The 18419-nt window shown below is 43.6% G+C and carries 21 protein-coding genes; 12 read left to right on the top strand and 9 right to left on the bottom strand.

The features are described from left to right. Positions 1 to 11 precede the first annotated feature (11 nt). Positions 12 to 938, bottom strand: coding sequence for a class I fructose-bisphosphate aldolase (locus tag AC04MM_RS02920; RefSeq protein WP_475378817.1), 927 nt, complete (start codon positions 936 to 938; stop codon positions 12 to 14). A 122-nt stretch (positions 939 to 1060) separates the two neighbouring features. Between AC04MM_RS02920 and AC04MM_RS02915 the strand changes: the two genes are divergently transcribed. After that, complete coding sequence (locus AC04MM_RS02915) at positions 1061 to 1603, top strand: NifU family protein (protein WP_475378816.1); 543 nt, start codon at positions 1061 to 1063, stop codon at positions 1601 to 1603. On the opposite strand, the gene AC04MM_RS02910 is transcribed toward AC04MM_RS02915, so the two are convergent. Then, a complete protein-coding gene (locus tag AC04MM_RS02910) occupies positions 1600 to 2679 on the bottom strand; it encodes a DUF3943 domain-containing protein (protein ID WP_475378815.1) in 1080 nt (359 codons plus the stop codon). The two genes, AC04MM_RS02915 and AC04MM_RS02910, sit on opposite strands and share 4 nt — an antisense overlap. 191 nt (positions 2680 to 2870) lie before the next feature. Here AC04MM_RS02910 and AC04MM_RS02905 point away from each other — a divergent pair, with 191 nt between their 5' ends. From AC04MM_RS02905 to AC04MM_RS02895, 3 genes are read left to right on the top strand one after another with little or no spacing between them, the layout of a single operon-like run. After that, positions 2871 to 3377: a hypothetical protein gene (locus AC04MM_RS02905; RefSeq protein WP_475378814.1), complete on the top strand. Its 507-nt coding sequence runs from the start codon at positions 2871 to 2873 to the stop codon at positions 3375 to 3377. A gap of 11 nt (positions 3378 to 3388) precedes the next feature. Next, positions 3389 to 4900: a phospholipase D-like domain-containing protein gene (locus AC04MM_RS02900; protein ID WP_475378813.1), complete on the top strand. Its 1512-nt coding sequence runs from the start codon at positions 3389 to 3391 to the stop codon at positions 4898 to 4900. A gap of 19 nt (positions 4901 to 4919) precedes the next feature. After that, entirely contained in the window at positions 4920 to 6401 is a 1482-nt protein-coding gene (locus AC04MM_RS02895) for a phospholipase D-like domain-containing protein (RefSeq protein WP_475378812.1), read from the top strand. 72 nt (positions 6402 to 6473) lie between these two features. Here the strand turns inward: AC04MM_RS02895 and AC04MM_RS02890 are convergent, their stop codons facing one another. The 5 genes from AC04MM_RS02890 to AC04MM_RS02870 form a co-directional block, all read right to left on the bottom strand. After that, positions 6474 to 7445, bottom strand: a complete 972-nt coding sequence (locus AC04MM_RS02890; RefSeq protein ID WP_475378811.1) for a deoxyhypusine synthase family protein — start codon at positions 7443 to 7445, stop codon at positions 6474 to 6476. Positions 7446 to 7519: 74 nt separating this feature from the next. Continuing rightward, on the bottom strand, positions 7520 to 7657 hold the full coding sequence (locus AC04MM_RS02885) for a hypothetical protein (RefSeq protein WP_475378810.1): 138 nt from the start codon (positions 7655 to 7657) through the stop codon (positions 7520 to 7522). Then, the gene (locus AC04MM_RS02880; RefSeq protein WP_475378809.1) at positions 7657 to 8535 is read right to left on the bottom strand and encodes a tRNA threonylcarbamoyladenosine dehydratase; all 879 of its coding nucleotides are present in this window, start codon (positions 8533 to 8535) and stop codon (positions 7657 to 7659) included. Before AC04MM_RS02880 ends, AC04MM_RS02885 begins: the two co-directional genes overlap by 1 nt. A 27-nt stretch (positions 8536 to 8562) precedes the next feature. Beyond that, positions 8563 to 9345: a TatD family hydrolase gene (locus AC04MM_RS02875; protein WP_475378808.1), complete on the bottom strand. Its 783-nt coding sequence runs from the start codon at positions 9343 to 9345 to the stop codon at positions 8563 to 8565. A 5-nt stretch (positions 9346 to 9350) separates the two neighbouring features. Then, positions 9351 to 9836 (bottom strand): hypothetical protein, encoded by a 486-nt coding sequence (locus AC04MM_RS02870; RefSeq protein WP_475378807.1) that lies wholly within the window; start codon positions 9834 to 9836, stop codon positions 9351 to 9353. Positions 9837 to 9865: 29 nt separating this feature from the next. Here AC04MM_RS02870 and AC04MM_RS02865 point away from each other — a divergent pair, with 29 nt between their 5' ends. Both AC04MM_RS02865 and AC04MM_RS02860 read left to right on the top strand, forming a co-directional pair. Continuing rightward, the gene (locus tag AC04MM_RS02865; protein ID WP_475378806.1) at positions 9866 to 10798 is read left to right on the top strand and encodes an HD-GYP domain-containing protein; all 933 of its coding nucleotides are present in this window, start codon (positions 9866 to 9868) and stop codon (positions 10796 to 10798) included. 86 nt (positions 10799 to 10884) lie between these two features. After that, a complete protein-coding gene (locus AC04MM_RS02860; RefSeq protein ID WP_475378805.1) occupies positions 10885 to 11928 on the top strand; it encodes a hypothetical protein in 1044 nt (347 codons plus the stop codon). Between the two features lie 59 nt (positions 11929 to 11987). On the opposite strand, the gene AC04MM_RS02855 is transcribed toward AC04MM_RS02860, so the two are convergent. Continuing rightward, positions 11988 to 12674 (bottom strand): DedA family protein, encoded by a 687-nt coding sequence (locus AC04MM_RS02855; protein WP_475378804.1) that lies wholly within the window; start codon positions 12672 to 12674, stop codon positions 11988 to 11990. Between the two features lie 74 nt (positions 12675 to 12748). On the opposite strand from AC04MM_RS02855, the gene AC04MM_RS02850 reads away from it, so the two are divergent. The 6 genes from AC04MM_RS02850 to AC04MM_RS02825 all read left to right on the top strand — a co-directional run bounded on the left by AC04MM_RS02850 (position 12749) and on the right by AC04MM_RS02825 (position 17344). After that, positions 12749 to 13627, top strand: coding sequence for an RluA family pseudouridine synthase (locus AC04MM_RS02850; protein WP_475378803.1), 879 nt, complete (start codon positions 12749 to 12751; stop codon positions 13625 to 13627). A 286-nt stretch (positions 13628 to 13913) separates the two neighbouring features. Beyond that, a complete protein-coding gene (locus tag AC04MM_RS02845) occupies positions 13914 to 14459 on the top strand; it encodes a globin family protein (protein ID WP_475378802.1) in 546 nt (181 codons plus the stop codon). A gap of 8 nt (positions 14460 to 14467) precedes the next feature. Further along, the gene (locus tag AC04MM_RS02840; RefSeq protein WP_475378801.1) at positions 14468 to 15160 is read left to right on the top strand and encodes a hypothetical protein; all 693 of its coding nucleotides are present in this window, start codon (positions 14468 to 14470) and stop codon (positions 15158 to 15160) included. Between the two features lie 18 nt (positions 15161 to 15178). Further along, positions 15179 to 15574, top strand: a complete 396-nt coding sequence (locus AC04MM_RS02835) for a hypothetical protein (RefSeq protein WP_475378800.1) — start codon at positions 15179 to 15181, stop codon at positions 15572 to 15574. A gap of 31 nt (positions 15575 to 15605) precedes the next feature. Further along, complete coding sequence (locus tag AC04MM_RS02830) at positions 15606 to 16196, top strand: YceI family protein (protein ID WP_475378799.1); 591 nt, start codon at positions 15606 to 15608, stop codon at positions 16194 to 16196. Next, complete coding sequence (locus AC04MM_RS02825; RefSeq protein WP_475378798.1) at positions 16196 to 17344, top strand: hypothetical protein; 1149 nt, start codon at positions 16196 to 16198, stop codon at positions 17342 to 17344. The genes AC04MM_RS02830 and AC04MM_RS02825 overlap by 1 nt, the downstream gene beginning before the upstream one ends. Before the next feature lie 91 nt (positions 17345 to 17435). On the opposite strand, the gene AC04MM_RS02820 is transcribed toward AC04MM_RS02825, so the two are convergent. Next, the gene (locus tag AC04MM_RS02820; RefSeq protein ID WP_475378797.1) at positions 17436 to 18320 is read right to left on the bottom strand and encodes a hypothetical protein; all 885 of its coding nucleotides are present in this window, start codon (positions 18318 to 18320) and stop codon (positions 17436 to 17438) included. Positions 18321 to 18419: the final 99 nt, after the last annotated feature.

Raw genomic sequence — 18419 nt, 5'->3', positions numbered from 1 at the left:
TTATCCTTAACTTATTTTAACGGTTTACCGGCAAAAGCTTCCATCACGTTACCCAGTAACTCGATGGCTTCTTTCTTCGGACGTTGGAAAGCATTGCGGCCCATGATCGAACCAAACGCGCCACCTTGGGCTAATTCTTTAACTTCAGCCAGTAATTCCGGAGTACCTTTGGCTTCACCGCCCGAAAAGATCACGATACGTTTACCGTTATAACAAGCTTGCACAACGTGACGGATACGATCAGTCAATGAAGCGACTTTGATCCCTTGCGCTTCATAAACTTTTTTTGCTTCGGCTTGTTCAATGTGAGCTGTCGGTGGTTTAACTTTGATAATGTTTGCACCAAGTTGGGCTGCGATGTGAGCCGAGTAAGCAATAACATCGATACCTGTTTCGCCTTCTTTAGAGATCTGCTCACCACGCGCGTAAGACCAGATCACTACAGCAAGACCCGCTTTTTTAGCTTGTGCCGAAGCTTCAGCGATCTCTTCGTACATTTGTTTTCTGTGTTGCGAACCCGGGTAAATGGTAAAGCCGATACCCGCACACCCTAAACGTAGAGCATCGTCGATTCCAGAGGTTAATGCTGAGATCGGGGCTTTTGAACCGTAAAGAGTGTCTGAATTATTGATTTTTAAGATTAACGGAATTTCACCGGCATAATCACGTGCACAGGCTGATAAGGCTCCAAGTGGTGCGGCGTAAGCATTACAACCAGATTCAATCGCTAAATCAAAGTGAAATGAAGGATCATAAGCATCCGGATTTTTCGCAAAAGATCTTGCCGGGCCATGCTCAAAACCTTGGTCAACCGGAAGGATAACTAATTTACCTGTTCCTGCTAGTTTACCGTGATTCATCATACGGGCCATGTTTGTTAAAACACCGATATTTTCATCTCCATACCAGCTTAAAATCTCGCGTACGCGTGGGGTCATTGTTGAGTCTCCTTGTTTGTTTAGTGCGAATTCTGCAAAAGCCTATCGAAAAAACCTATGAAGAGCAAAGATTTACCAGTAAAAATTTGTGTTTTCGCAGCACTCCTGATAATCATTAAGGCATGAAAGTTACATACGAAACCACGCCAAATCCAGCTACTTTAAAGTTTGTTTTCTCTGCTAAGATTGCCGATCAACAATCTGACTATCCGAACGTGGAATCAACCGACACCAGCCCTCTGGCTGCTAAAATTTTCGGCTTCCCATGGGTTTCCAGCGTCTATATTGGCCAGGATTTCATGACAATCACTAAGCAAGACTGGGTCGACTGGGCGGTTATCGCTCAGCCCCTGACAGGCCTACTTTCCGAGCATGTAACCTCAGGCCAGCCAGTATTCGTTCAAAAGACCGTAGATCCTGATATCAACGAAAATGACTCGGCCATAGTAAAGCAGATCAAAAAAGTTTTAAAAGAAGAAATCCGTCCGGTTGTCGCGATGGATGGTGGCGATGTGGTGTTTAGTAAATACGAAGACAACGTTCTGTATATTCAGATGAAAGGCGCCTGCAACGGCTGCCCTTCGTCACAGGCCACGCTTAAAGACGGTATCGAAGTTCGCATGAAAGAAGCTATTCCTGAAATTAAATCTGTTGAAGCGATCTAAAACTTAAATTCGATCGTAAAAAACGGACACGTTTCCTGCTTCATCTTTATGGTTTCATGCGCTTCGGCTCCGCATTTACCCATGCTAAATCCTGCCCGACCGCTTTTGATTACCTGTGAGCCAAAGATTCTGTTAATATAAGGACGAAGAGTTTCGGCTGAATTAAGCAATAGCTTTGCGCCAAACCCTAATCTACGTGACCCTAAAACTTCACCGTTGTTGTTTTCAACTTTCTGGTAAAGCTGCAAGAAAAGCTCACCAATTAATGAACCAATAATAGGAGTAGCCCATAAGTCGTTCCACGACGGTGTTTCAAATAATGACTCAACTCCGTACTCCCAGAAAAATGTCGACATCAAAAAACTATACCCGAAAGATTGCATTTTGCCGTATCCGGAAATACGCGCTGCCTGATAATAAATAGAACCTGAAATTGGGTGTAAAACGAAATTTACGAACGGGCCGTCTTTATCGCGGACCGGACCTCTTTTCCAGTGTTCTTTAACCTGGTGAACCGGGCCGTTTTCTTTTAAACCTTTCAGATCCCAACCCGAACTATCCTCATCCTGCGCTGCAAAGGCCGCAACAACCCCGCCACTTAATAAAGCGATATTTCGGGTGCGGTTATACAGTTCTTTGCGGCGTGCCGAAGGTTCGTTTGTATCCCGAAAAAGATCGGGATTATTCTGAAAGAGTTTTTGCTCAGGTGTTAATGACTCTTTGGTCACATCTGTACCTAAGGTTACCGCCACGTAGGGATTATTCGGATCCTGGTTACACATGGTTGGATTTGCCGGCCAACCTTTGGCTTGTAAATGATTGTACATCGCAAAACAATCACCCTGATTACGGGTATCAACCACAATAACCTGCTGGGCATAGTTTTTTGTCATGACATCTTTAACAATCTGCTTCCACTGTTCTTTAGTTACCCAACGATCAAGCGGTGAGGCTTCAGCGATGATTTTCTGAACTTCCGGTGAAATTTCCTGCTCTTGCTCCAGCTCTTGCTGGGCCTGTGCAGAAAATGTTAAAGCCAAAATAAGTGCGAATGTTTTTAAAATTGTTATTTTCATACGAAAAAACAAGCTTGCGAATTTGCGACCAACTTAAACCTAACCTACTGATTCTAGCCAGGGTTTATTAGCTCAGGCGCTGCCAATCTCTGGCGACTGTCAAAACTATTAACAGGAAAATCTTACCAGCTCGAATCTACAAGATTTGATTGGGGTGCGGTTTTTGTAAAGTCGACTATCGAGGTATTGTTTTGAAACTAAATCAGATAGCCAACTATTTTGTCGTACTTATGTTATCAGCAGCAGCTGCGGGATTGTATTTTGCCCCGAACCAACCGGCTAAGCCGCTCGAACAAATTACGCTTCCGGCTTTGATCAGTCTCAATTTGAACCAGTCTGTTTTCTTAACCAAAACCTATGAAAAACCAGAGTTTAAAGAGATCACCGAGCACTTAATCCGCGATCAACAGATTGATTTTAAATCGCGTTTATCGCCGGTTTACTCGGGCTTAGATTCTAATTATTTAATGACATTCTTTGAAACCAATAAATCAACCGCCCATTCACGCGACATTCAGTTTGTAATTTTTAAAAAATTCCAGGAACAGTACCGTATCGTCGCAACCCTTAAAGTTACCGACATCAAAGAAAACCATATCAAGTTAGCCTTTGGATCCATTGAATTCTTAAATCAGGAACAGTTCAACTTAAATGCTTTAAAGTTAGCCCAAACCTTAGAAATTGAAGAGAACTTTTAGGAGCAGCTCCAATGAAACAGCTGTTGTTAGGTTTAGTTACAATTTTCTCACTTCAGGCGACCTTTGCAGATAAGCTGGTTATGCTCGATGGTTCGCAGGAATCAATTGAAGCCCGCAAAGACCTAATTTCTACAGCAGAATCTGAAATCCGCGCCCAGTATTATATTATTGAAAACGACGATATCGCCAACGCCGGTATCGCTATTCTTCGTGATGTGGCCATCAAAAAACCGCACGTCCGTATTCGTATCATCGTCGATGCACTAAATAACCTGATGTTACGCGAGACCATGGCGGCCTTTATGTCTGACGACCAGGGTAATCCGTTACCGAACGTACAAATCCGTGAATACAATACCTTTAAAATCTATGCCCCTTGGCGCTACAACCGCCGCATGCACGATAAAGCCTTAATCGTTGATAACGACGCCTTAATTTCCGGGGGCAGAAATATCGCCAACGGCTATTTCGGCAAAAAAAACGATGAAGTCCCGACCCATTCAATCCTAGAAGATACAGACGTGCTGGTAATGCAAAGCCCGGCCGTGCGCGAAGCGGCCTATTACTTTGATAATCTATGGAATTCAAAATTCGTTAAACAAGTAGGCCTTGGCAAGTTCTCATTAAGCCGCCTAAAACCAGGTGCGTGCGAATCTAAAAAACAATTTTACTCTAAGAACAACTCTGGCCACGATGAGTACGAATCTTGTGAATACTTTCGCAAACGTAACGAAGTTTTAGTTGGAAAACAACGGGCCGAGCTTATTCATTTGGCGGTAACCAACAAATCAAATCTTTCAAAAAGCCAGGCCATCAACAAATGGCTGCGCAATAAAGACACTATTGAAGTAGCCAGCATTGATTATGTGTACGACAATCCGGTCGGCCAAAAAAGTTCACTAAAAAAGCCAAAGGCCGTAGATGATAATATCGCCAAACAACTCTACCGCGCTATCCGCACAGCACGCGAGTCGGTAGTTATTGTAACTCCGTATTTAATCATAACACCGGAGCAGGAAGAGTTATTCAAAGAACTACGCGCCCGCAACGTTCGTGTGCGTATTTTTACCAACGGTGCAAACTCTAACGACGTACCGGTGGCCCACGTTGGCTATTTAAACACCCGCGAGCTGGCCCTTAAACACGGTGCCCAGATCTGGGAATACAACGGGCCTGATTCGCTCCACGCCAAAATGGTGTTAATCGACAGAACACAAATGTATGTCGGTTCTTTTAACTGGGATTTTCGCTCACAAAACTTAAACCGTGAAAACGGCATTATCGCAACAATTGACCCTAACAGCCCGGTTAACATCAACGAAACAGATTTCTACGCAAAAATCGGCCGTATTTATATGCGTTCAACCCTACTTGGAAACACAAAAAGATTAAATCACGAAGTCGGCGAAGATGGCGAATACGATGACGATGATATCGCCAACTTAGCCAAAGAAATCAGAAGAGGAAATAAAAATATTCTTTTCTGGCAGATCGTTTACCCATTAATTAAAAAGCAACTGTAGGAATAAGCCGGAGCCAAAGATGAAAAAACTTTTACTATCGCTACTCACAGTCTTTGCAACCAAAGCGGCACTTGCTGATAAGATAGTTTTTTTAGACGATCCCGAGGCTTCGCTAAAAGCCCGCGCCCAGTTTATCTTAACCGCCGAACGAGAAATTCGCGTGCAGTACTTTACCATTGAAGATGATGAGGTTTCTTCATCAGGTTTAAGTTTACTGCGCTACGCTGCCGAACGCGGGGTAAAAGTCCGCATTATCGTCGATGCCCTACATAACCTGATGTCTAACGAAAAACAGGCCGCACTGTTGTTAAATCCAAATATTGAAATCCGCGAATATAATAACTTTAAAATCTACGCCCCGTTTCGTTACTCGAAACGTATGCATGACAAGGCCATGATTATTGACCGCCATGCGCTGATCTCTGGCGGTAGAAACGTAGCCAACGGCTATTTCGGAAAATTTTCTGATAACGATGAAGATCCAAAACCGGTCTTAGAAGACACCGATGCCCTGGTTTTGGAAAGTTATGCCATTCTTGAAGCCGCACAATACTTTGATAACTTATGGTTTTCAAAATTCGTAAAACCGGTAGATTTAGGATGGAAAGATAAACGGGCTTTGGCTGAAGATGCCTGCGAACGCAGAAGATGGCGCGGTGGTGATAACGATCAAAATGATTACGACACGTGCGAGTGGCGCAGAAAACAAAATATCAAACAGATTCAAAAGGCGATGTTATCGTTAAATGAATCTTACAGAAAAACCATCGCTGAACACGGTATTCCGGCAAATAGAAACGCTGTGATCGAAGAGTGGGATAAATTAGCCGTGCGTACCGGTGCGATTGATTATATTTATGATAATCCGGTTGGCCAACGTTCAAGCTTAGAAAAACCGGAAGAGTACCACAACAATATCGCCAAACAGCTTTACGGAACGGTCTTAAGCGCGCGCAAACACGTAGTGATTGTGACCCCATACCTGGTTGTGACACCCGAGCAGGTAGAATTATTCCGCGCTTTACGCCAACGTGGTGTTAAAGTTGAAGTCTTGACTAACGGTGAAAACTCAAACGACGTAGCCGCTGCACATGTGGGCTTTAGACGCACGGTTCACTTAGCGGTCAATGAAGGTGTTAAAGTCTGGGTTTATAACGGGCCGGATACTCTGCACGCCAAGATGGTGCTCATTGATAACCAAAAACTTTTTGTCGGTTCTTTTAACTGGGACTACCGCTCACAAAATTTAAACCGCGAAGTCGGTATTGTGGCCGATATCACTGCTGTTCACCAGGAAAACCAGTTGCAACAAGACGTTCAGGATAAGCTTGCGCGTATTATCTCACGCTCGACTTTATTGGGTATGGAAAACCGCATGAATACAAAAATCGGAGATCTGGACGAACGCAAGATCAGAAAGCTGGCTGCAATGATCCGCGCCTCACACGGCAACACCTGGCTATGGGAACTATTCTTCCCGATCATCAAAGAGCAGTTATAATCCAAACTAAAACACCAAATAAAAAAGGCAGCCGAGAAGCTGCCTTTTTTATTAATTCAAATGTCGGGCTAATTACTGACCAAGTACGTACGCAAACATTAATGGCGCGCAAATAGAGGCGTCTGATTCTACGATGTACTTAGGTGTTTCGATACCTAGCTTACCCCAGGTGATTTTTTCGTTAGGAACCGCACCTGAGTACGAACCGTATGACGTTGTTGAATCAGAGATCTGACAGAAATAACTCCATAGCGGAACGTTATCTTGCTCTAAATCCTGAGATAACATCGGTACAACACAAATTGGGAAGTCACCGGCAATACCGCCGCCGATCTGGAAGAAACCAACATCCTGCTTTTTTGCAGCTAATGACATATACCACTCGGCCCATGCCGTCATGTACTGGATACCGCCTTTAACAGTGTGAACATTCTTGATGTTACCTTTCATCACGTGACCGGCAAAAATGTTACCCGTTGTAGAATCTTCCCAGCCTGGAACAACCATTGGAAGATTTTTTTCAGCGGCAGCTAATAACCACGAATTTTTCGGATCGATTTGATAATGCTGTTTTAATTTGCCGCTAAGTAAGATTTTATACATGAATTCGTGCGGGAAATAGCTTTCACCTTTTTTATCCGCAGCAGCCCACTCTTCGAACACAACTTTTTCGATACGGCGGATAGCTTCTTCTTCAGGGATACAAGTGTCAGTTACGCGGTTTAAGTGGCGGTCTAACAACTCTTGCTCTTGCTCTGGAGTTAAATCACGGTAGTTAGGAATACGCACGTAGTGATCGTGCGCGACTAAATTGTAGATATCTTCTTCAAGGTTAGCACCCGTACAAGAGATCGCATGAACTTTACCTTGGCGGATCATTTCAGCTAACGATAGACCTAACTCTGCAGAACTCATTGCACCCGCAAGAGTTACCAACATCTGGCCACCGCCATCGATGTGTTTTTTGTAACCAACAGCTGCGTCACGTAATGCCGCCGCGTTGAAGTGTCTGAAGTGATGATCAATAAAGTTTGTAATAGTCATTTTATAACTCCGTTTAGGTAAATCATTTGCGCACCTTGAGGTGCGACTTAATTAAAATTTAAAGACGTTGAAATTTAGCCCAAGTCCTTCCACGAAGGAAGGGCTTTTTTCTCTTTTTTCATTTTATACCACTGGTAAAGTGTTACACCGACGACTAAAACACCGGCTAAGAACACCATCAATGAAAAACCAAAGAAGATTACTAAGCTCATTAGTTCACCACATCAGATGCAGGCGCTGAAGCCTGCGTTTGGTTCTGTAGCATAACCTGACGCACTACCCATGAAGCCATAACTAAGCCAAAAGCGCCGGTAACAAAACTTGCGGTTCCGTAGATCACACTTCTGTGCAAGCAAGAATGCGGATCATATTCGCCCTGCGGGCAGACACATTTAAAGCCCTGGCCATTGTCGTAACTAAGTTCTATTGATGGCATCGGCAGTTCATCAGAAAAAACACATGGAATCCCGAAAGCACCACGGCCACGCGGAAAGTTGTACTCTTGACGCAGAATTTTACGTAATGAGTGCGCCAAAGGATCTACTTCAGTTTTTGCAAGGTCAGCAATCTTAACACGAGTCGGATCCATCTTTGCCGAAGCCCCGCAGCTGGTGATCACTTTTAGATTCTGGGTACGGCATTCGTTTAACAGAAAAGTTTTTGCCGTTAAGTTATCGATACAATCCAAGATGTAATCAGGCTTAGCAGATAAAATCTCAGCTGAAGTGTCTTTGTTGTAAAACACCGGCTTTGCGATGATTTCAGCCTGGGGATTAATCTTACGCAAACGTTCGGCCATGATCTCGGCTTTTTTCTTACCCACCATGCCTTGCAACGCATGTAACTGGCGATTGGCATTGGTAATGCAGATTTCGTCGTGATCAATTAAAGTGATTTTTCCTACACCCGAACGGGCAAGACTTTCTGCAGCCCATGACCCCACTCCACCAAGACCTAAAATCATCACATGCGTGTTGAAAAGAGTCTTCATGTTTTGGTCGCCAACTAAACGACCCATACGGTCGAAACGGCGGTGTAAAACGTAGTTAGTTTCTTGAATTTCAAAAGGCTTGGTTGGCTGAATTTCCATAGGAAAATACAACTACCAAAGATAAGCCTAAGTGAAAAGCATTTTGAAGTTTTCGGAGGTTTTTTCTAAGACCAAATTTAAGGGCATTTGTTTGATTTCGGCCACGCATTTAGCCACCTGTAGCACAGATAATGGGCTATTTTCGGGCTCCGACCAGCCTTGCGGCGCCTGATCCGGGCAATCGCTCTCTAAAAGAAGCCTTTCTAAGGGTATAACCCTCACCGCATCCATCAACTTCTTGTTTTTTGAATAGGTTACCGCCCCGCCCACCGAGATCAAAAAATTAAGATCCAGGTACTGCTCGGCCACCTCGATGGATGAATTAAAGGCATGCACCATCCCACCGACCTCGTGGGCATCCCAGATACTTAAAACTTTTAAGGCCTCACTGTGGGCTCGCACCACGTGCAACACCAGTGGTTTATTAAACGCTTTAGCTAACTGAATCTGATTTTCAAAAAAGACAATTTGGCGGTCGTCGGCTTCATTTTGCACATACTGCTCACGAAAATCTAAACCGGTTTCACCCAGCCCTGACGCCTGATTTAAAATTTTTGCCAGGGTATTCATGGCTTCTTCGCAGGTTTCAGCATCATTCTGGGCCACAAAGTACGGATGTAAACCGAAGGCATTTTTAAAATGCTGCGGAAATTGTTTTTGTAATGAAATCTGGCGCTGCCACCCTTCAGGGTCAACACCGGCTTCCATAAAAAGATCTATGTTGTTTTTTAGCGAATCACTAAGCCAGCTCTTACGCAACTCTTCGCTTACGCGCGGATCTGTCCAATGGCCATGACAGTCGCAGTACATATTTATTAGAAACCTAATTTTTTCATAAGGTCATCGATTTCACTTTGCGCTTTAAGAGAATTCTGCTTACTGAATTGCTCTGAGACCCAGCGTAAACGTTCGATGAAATTAGGACTGATGACTTTTTTTAATTCGGCCATTGGCAGCTCAATTTTTTTAATCAAGACATTCAGCGCCTCGACCGCATCCAGCAGTAATGCCACCGTCACATCGTACAGTTTGGTATTATCCTGGATTTCAGCAGCCTTATAGGCCACCATTTTACAAAGTGATGTGTAGTCTGTGACCAGATTCAAACCATGGTCTGGTTCGGCCATCATCGCGATGCTGGCCGAAGCGCCCATAATGCGGTCGATCTTGTTGGCAAACACTTTTAAATTTTCTTTTTGTGAAAAATCACCCTCCATCTCCTCCAAAAGGTCGATACTTTCGGTGATGATGGTATTGGACTCCTGATAAAAATCGTTCAAAATATCTGCATCTAATGACATACTGGTAAAGTCTATCAAAAGAGAAAAAAATGGCAAAGGATTACGTATCAATTAGAGTAAGCACACTGCGTGGCGATCAAAAGATCGACTTTGATACGTATCTTAAGATCGATGAAAAGTGGATTTTGTATCTCCGCCAGGGTGACTCTTTCGAAGGGGTGCGCTTAGACCGCCTAAAAGCCAAAAAACTCAAAAAAATGTATATCGCCACCGAAGACGAAGACAGATACCGCGATTACATGCAAAAAAATATCGAGATGGCCTACGACGATAAATCCGGTAAAGACATCAAAACCCGCTCTGAAATTATCCAGGGAGCACAACAAAATAACGCTGAAGAGGTGTTCGAACGCCCTGAAAATGCCGAAGCCTATAATGCGGCAAAAGATGCCTCGGCAAAATATGTGGATTTTCTGGTAAAAAACAACGACGCCGTTAAGGCCATCATCGCTTCACCGAATCTTGATCAGAGTATTGCCCATCACGGCGTGACTGTCTCAACACTGGCCGTTGCCTTAGCTGAGCAGTTAAAACTTTTCGATGCCAAACAGCGCCAGTTACTGGCTCTGGGCGGATTATTGCATGACTTTGGCCACTTTGATTCACCTTTGGTGCTTACCCGCCCACTGAAAGAATTTACCAAAGAAGAGCTTGAGACGTATAAAAAACATCCGCTCGAAGGGGCTCAAAAAGTTAAAGACAAAAACCATATGGATTTTGCGGTAACAACCATCATCCACCAGCACGAAGAAAAGTGTGACGGATCTGGGCCGCTCGGTTACTTTGAACCACAAATTGACCCTATGGCATTAGTGACAAGCTCGGCCAACGCGGTTGACCGCATGATGACTTACGAAGGCAACAGCCGTGAATTTGTAATCAAAAATCTAATGGTTGAAGAAATGGGTAAATTTCCGCTCGAGTATATCCAAACCCTGGGTAACATCCTTAAATCCGTGTAAAACCTAGACCTAGGTTTTATTATTTTTACGGTCGCAAATACCGATAACAATCTGTGATTTAGTTTATCTTAGCTTAGGAGATTTCAATGAAGTCGTCTTCATTTGTTATGGGGTTTGAAATTAAAACAGCGCGCGGATCGGTATTAAAACCTGTGTCGCTGGAAATCTGGGATCAAAATTCCCGTTTTGCTGAGTTTACGCCGCACCCGCCTTTAAAATTTCAAAACGACTCTTTAGTGGGTTTACAGTTTCACAGGCTGACTAACTTTTTAAATGCCCCGAAACAAAAAGATTTTATCAACCACGCGATTGATGAATTATGCCCGTATTCAACTTTGTTTTACTCATGCGCTGACCGCCTTTTTAAAATCCAAGAAAAGCTTAAACCGGTTGATGAAAAACTTACTTCTGCCTTTGAACAAAAGTGGTTTCAGTACTGGGAAACCCAGGATTTTTCAAAAGGAATCAGCTTTAATAAATTAGATCAAGCCTTTGATATGCTTTCGGAATTTGAATCGCAAATACAGGCGCCGTTGATGTATAACTTTACTTTAAAGTTTTCGAAAAAATTCAACGATCACCTCCTTGCATTGTACTCGTTTTTATTTCATTTACGCTCATTGATCGCTTTAGATCACAATATTCATATTGAGGACTCATCGTTTGAATCGGTTAAGTGCGACTCGATTTCTGACTACTTACCGCGCGCTGATTTTACGACTAACGACGCCCTGATTTACTGGCAGTTTAAAAAATTGGCGACTCCGTTTGTTGGCCACAAAGATAAAGATGTGCGCATTGAAAAGCTGTTTGTTGAACCCATGCAAAGAGCGTTTGACCAGTACAACCACAATGCCTGCGCCCTAGTAGACCAATTACCGCAAGACGCCCTGTCGCACCAGGCACACAGCGACTTAGAACAATACTTACACCAGATCCAAATGGACTGGTTATTAGGCTCTTCTGCAGGTCTTTTATTCCGCGTGCGTGAAGAATTATTCGGTCTGCACCATGGTTACGACAAAGTATTCTGGCCCGAAGCTGCGAGCCAAAAAACAAAAAAGCCAACCCAATTTAAAGTGTGCTTTGAGTTAACAGAACAAGATCTAGGCGTTAAAAAAATCGCCTAAGTTATTAGAGATTAAAAATTTTCAATTTTTTTGCGGCGTCTGAACCACGCCGCTTTTTATTAGACCGCGGTGGCTTTTTTTGATGCGCGCCACTTCATAAACACATAAACAATAAGCGCAATTACACACAGCCCGAGCACGACGAATTTGAATTTTCGCAAACCCTCTAAGATAGGCTCTCCATAGTGGGCCAGAATCAGAATCTGGGTTGGAACCGAAATCGCCGCCGCAATACCGTCGACTACGCCAAACTTCCACACCGGAAACTTCACCATACCGCAGGCTAAGTGCCCCGGAAACCGGAGACCCGGCGTAAAACGAAAAATACCACAAGCAAGGGCTCCGTACTTATGCGTCCATTTCTCGATACGCATACGTCCTTCGGCAGATATGACCCGCTTTACCGGGCCCCACTCGAATACTTTCGAGCCAAAAAGCCGGCCGATCCCATAAATTAAAAAGTCAGAACAAAACACTGCAAAAAAAGCCACAATCGCCGCGGTGGTCGGATGTACAAACGGTGCTCCCGGAAATGGCGGTGGATATTTATCTGGATTGGCGCCCATGTAGGCCAAAATTCCCACCGAAACCAACGTCACCTCTTCAGGTAACGGCAACCCGATTGACGATAACAACATCATGACGACCAAGAAAAAATAAATCCACCCCGGTTCATAAGCGTATGGCGCTAAACACGTTAACTTGTCGGCATTATTGAACAGGCACTGCATGGTTTCTTGGATCATTCAGATATCATAACGGAATTGAACCTAAAGTTAAGGTCTTGAGTTACCTAGGTACAGTGTGCTATTCAAACCCCATGCTTAAAAACCAAACTCAAATCCATTCTCAAGGCTTCGAATACGGAGTTAAGCATTTTAATAGCCCAAAGTCTGGTGCCTTAAACGAAATCATCGCCGAAGTTTTACAACTCCCCATCGAACAGATTAACTTTCTGATTCAATTAGGAAGTGTTTACACAAGCGGCAAACGCGCAGCCACCGGTGACGAAGTCACAGAAAATATGCCTATTCGCGTGCACACCAAGCCCCGCAGATACTTCGTCGACTATGACTGGAAATCACGCATCGTCTTCGAACATCAGGATTTTGTGGTTTTAAATAAGCCAAATAATATTCCAAGCCACCCGTCAGTAGATAACCAGCTGGAAAATTCACTCACTCAATTGTCGTTAGCCATCGGAAAAAAACTATTAATCACTCATCGCTTAGACACACTCACCGAAGGATTGATCGTCTACGCAAAGAACAGCCAGTTTGTAAATAGCTTCAACGATCAATTACAAAAAAAACTGATCACAAAAAAATATGTGGCCTTAGTTGAAACGACTGCCAAACTTCCGAATCATTTAGTGCACTACATGGAGCCTTCACCACGCGCCCCTAAAAAAGTATCGCAGATCGCCCAAGAAGGCTGGGACATCTGCGAACTAAAAATCGAACAGCAAAAAATTTTCGATCACTACAGCTGGATAAAAATCAACCTGCTCACGGGCCGCACCCACCAAATCAGAGCCCAGGTCTCTGAAATCGGCGCTCCGATTATCGGCGACCGACTGTACGCAAGCCGCCTAGGCAACGATGAAAACAAAATCGCTTTACGCGCTCAAGAAATCGAATTTACCTGGGCGGGCCAAAGTCACCAGATCAAACTGTCAGAAGATTTCGAAACTATATAAAGACAAAAAAGCAAACTTTCGCTTGCGACCTTAATCCACTCACTGTACCAAAACGACCCAATACATTTCTCACCGGTTAACACCACGCTGATCGCAATACTCATTTCAAGATTTATGTCTAGCCGCAAAAAGCCGGCTAAGTTATTGAATTGTCGAGATTATTTAACCTTCAAATTCATGTCACATTTCTGTCACCTCAAATGACATTAATTAATTGCTAAATCTCGGCATTCAATTTAACGTTAAAAGCAAGACTTCAACCATCACCAAAAGGGAGAATTTTTTTATGAAGATCTGTTCAAGTTTTTTAAAAGCAACGGTGCTAATGATGGCAATTGCTTCAGTAATGAGTTGTGAAAAAGCGTCGAAACCCTATTTACGCCCTGGCCCGGGTGCTAGCTTGGCTTGTGACTCTTCAGGAAAAAATGCCTGGGAAACCTACGGCGTTAATGCCTTCGTAGCGGTGAATGAGTCAATCTTCACGAACGTGGTCAATGAGTTAACAGCAAGCGGGACCACAAATCTGGGTAATTCATTCTCAAGCGTTTCAGACTTCCCCACATTCAAAGGCAACTTGGCCGCTTTCTTAGTCTATGTTTACGGTGGACCTTCAAGCATCAAGTATACAGACAATGTAACTTACATTGGTCCGCAGGATATGACAGAAGCTCACACAGGACTTAACATCACAAGTGCGCAATACGACTTTTTCTTAACGAACATCGTCGTACCAGCGCTCACTACCAATGGCGTTCCCGTAAATGATGTGAACAGCTGTTTTGCACCACCGTTAGTTGACTCAGCTTTTAAAGCCTCAATCATTAACAAGTAATCTTAATTATGAAAAAAATTGCACTCTACACTTTAGGTACTATTGTAAGCTTAATGGTTTTAATGACCGGGTTGATTGGGTTTTCACACACTCCGATCGGACAACCGTACCTAGGAAAGTCAGTGCAAAAATTGTATCGATATATGGGAGCTTACGCGGGCATGTCCTGCCCGCTAGGCTTTGACCAGACCCTAACCATAGAGCAGCGAGAACAACGACGAGCTCGCCTCGCCGAGGCATCAACGGCTTACAAACAGGCCTCATACGATATTGCACTTTTCAATATGCAACTGGAAAAAACGCTGCGCTCGGAAGTTGAATCCTGGGTAAAAGCTCAAGGCGGCGATTGTAAAAAATTAAACTCTGACTTTGAGATCGAATGTTCGGGCCCTTTTTTAAACTCACAAAGCAGTACCCTTTGGCTTGAATTTGACAGACTGAACCGATTAGTGACTTCAAGAGGCGTAACTAAGTATCAAGACCTGCAAATAGCCCAAAAACAGTTTGAAAATATGTATTCTGACTTAAATAAACAAAATAGCGACAGCACCAAGGCGACAATCCTATCACAGACCGAGCTACAAAAAAACTTATTGGGGCAATCAGTGTTTCAGGCCAATTTTAATAACTTACAGGCCTCAGTTAGAATTACCAACTTAGGCAAAGAATTTGCTTTGTCACATGAGTATTTAGCTTTTTAACTATAAAGGATAATTAATATGAACCGCAGAAATTTTTTAAACGCTTTAGGAATCTTTGGTATCGGTGCAGCAGTGGTTAATCTGGCCGGCTGCTCAAGTGGATCAGGTAACAGCAGCAGCGGCGGCACAACCACCGGACAAAATTGCACAACCGCAGACCCCGTCACAGCTTTAACAACAGGTGCACACTCAAGTGCGCCGCACACACTAAGCTTAACTCAGGCCGAAATCGCTTCTGGCGCCGCGGCCGGATCTAACACTGTGGTCAATGTATCAAGCGCCAATGGCCATATTCATAGTGTAACCATTACGCCAGCGCAATTTGCGATGCTGCAAATGAACCAATCCGTGACCGGCTTAGTAACCTCATCAGACAGCGGACATACCCACCCTATCGATATTACCTGCGCCTAATCTACACCCACTGTTCCTCTGAAAGGAAGTTATGAGAAAGTTTTTATTAACTTTACTAATCGCACTCCCTCTGCAAGTCGCGAGTGAAGTCACACCGGAACCGAGCAAAAGCGCAGCGATCGTTTTTAAGGCCTCAGAGGGTAAAACGACATTCTTAGCGATCGGTAAACCTTCGATGATTAAAATCAACGGCGAAGGCCAGGGGCCGGAAGGCAATTTACAGGTGGATAAAAACACACTCAACGGAAGTTTAAAAGTTGATTTAAACCAGCTAACAACCAAGATTGAACTTCGCGATGACCATATGAAAAACAAGTACCTGGAAGTCGCAAAATACCCAGCGGCAACTTTAGAGCTGGTTGATCTGCAGCTACCAACAGATTTCACATCCCTTCCTGAGACCGACACAGAAGTTCCGTTCAAAGGTAAATTCACGATGCACGGTAAAACCAGCGATATCAGTGGCAAAGCCACTATCAGAAAAAAAGCCAATGCTGTAACCGGCAGTGCCGAATTTGGCTTTAAGATCACTGATCACTTAGATACGTTGCCTTCATGGCTGGGCGTAAAAGTCGCCGAAAATGTAACGGTTAAAGTTCAACTCAAAGGTTCAGTGCAATAATGAAAAATTTTAAAATTACTCTTCTGGTAATTATGTTTTCGCAAACTCTATTGGCGTTTCCTGAAATGATTAAGCATGGTTACGTCAATTGCACCGCTTGCCATGTCTCACCCAGCGGCGGCGGCGTCCTGACCCCCTACGGTCGCAATCTATCTGCCGAATTAATCAGTACCTGGTCGGCCAAGGGCGAAGAAGGCTTTTTGCATGGTGCCGTTGATACATCCTCAGTTGATGAGTGGCTGGCCATCGGTGGCGATTATCGCGGTGTTCAGGTTCATACGGACTATACACAAAAATCTACTGGAGTAACCAACGTAGATGGGCGTTACATCAATATGCAGATTGGTTTAGAGATCGGAATTATCCAACCGAAGTGGGCCGTTGTCGGCTTTTTAGGTCAGTACAACATCAATGAACCTGCTCACGCCAATCAGATACAGGCGAAAATAAGCCGATTATACGGCCTATTTAAACCTACAGATGAGTTAACCTTTAAAGTAGGCCGCTTTCAACCCAACTTTGGCATCAACTTACCCGATCACAATCTGTCGACCCGTACCCGTTTAGAAATGGGTTCACTGTCTTACCGCGGCGGTAAGATTTCAATCGAAGACAAAAACACCGCAGAAGTGTTTTGGCTAGGTGAAGAGTACAATTTCTCGTTAGCCGGCTACCGTATTCGAGAAGATCTGACAAAAGAAAATGACAAAGGTTTTACCTACACTGCGAGCAAAGTGTTTGCTGAAAATTTAAAAATCGGTATCCAGGGCTTAAGAGAAAAAAGCGATACTCGTGAAAAGAGAGTTTTTGGTTTAACTGGAAACTTGGGCTGGAATGAAAGATGGTCTACCTTGGCGGAAATTGATCAGATTAAAACCAAGCCTGTAGCTGGTTTAGAAACAACAGGGCTTGCAGCCATTCACCGCACGGGCTATGAAGCCTTCAAAGGATTTCAGGTTTTGGTGTTAAACGACTATTATCAAGCTAACAAAGATAATGGAGCTACAAAACTATATCGTTATGGCCCTGGTTTTATTTGGTACCCAAGACCGCACTTTGATTTTCAGCTTTTTTATACAAAAGAACAACGATCTACCCTTGAAGATGAGGGAGATTATGCTTGGTTAATGACGCATTACTATTTTTAAGTTTAATGGCAGCGAAAAACACCGAACTTGTTTAAAAAAAAAGCGACCAAACGGTCGCTTTTTTTTAACTTACTTTTACCCTGAGAAACGTTTAGAACAACGTACCACCGGTTAACAACGAATAAGAAATCTCATCGTCTTTCTTAGCCAATAAATCCTGTTCACGCTGCACACCTACCGTGAAGCTTAATTCTTTCATCGCACGCACTTCCAAACCTAAACGGTAATCAATAACACTTGATCTGAATGTGGATTGGTTATTAGCAGCTGATGCATTTGACCAGCTCTCAACAAAGTTTAATGCCGGAACGATCGAAAACATTTTGCTTAATGAGTAGTTTACTTCAACACCGTGCTCAGAATCAGCCGCTTTCGTCGTACGAATTTTTCCCGCCGATGTCATATAAGTCGTACTTCTTTGGAAGAAGTAACTAGGTTTTGCGTAGATATTTAAGCTTGAATAACGGTCAAAATTCCAACGGAAAGACTGTTCTAAACGAAGACGCGCGATCATACCTTCTTCTTTTGAACCATCAGATGTTGGTAAGTATAAACGAGGTGCAAAGCGGTAGCTGGTTGAAGCCGGCAGTGATTCTTGAAATAGATTTGAGAAAGCCGCAACAAATGAAAAGTCACGCACACGGGCGCGGTCATTCGTTTCACGTCCTGATTCAGAGGTACCACGAAGTGCATATCCAAAAGCCGGGCGCGCCGAAATACGGAAATCCGGATTAATTTTGTAGTTAAAAGAGATGTAGGAATCAAAGATATCAAAAGAAGAAAGCTCGTTAGAATCCCGGTTTAACGTCTGCCCACCGATAAAATACCAGGTGATACCGAAGTTACCTTTTTGTGGTCTGTCGTTTTCAACGGTAGCTACGTTTTCACCGGCTGCTGCTTTTGCGTTTGAACTTTGTGCATTTGCATAACCTGCGAACAAAACCGCTGTTACTAGGATTAAGCCTTTTAACTTCATTATTCCCCCAAAAAGTTTACTTGGACTGAGTTGCCCGGATATATATCACACTGCGGTAAAAGTTGTCTAAACTACCTTTCAAATCCGCGGTCGATTAAT

This window comes from Bdellovibrio sp. SBM16 (genome assembly GCF_056175625.1).
The sequence above is the reverse complement of the archived record's forward strand: the minus strand, read 5'-3'. Positions and strand labels throughout refer to the sequence as shown.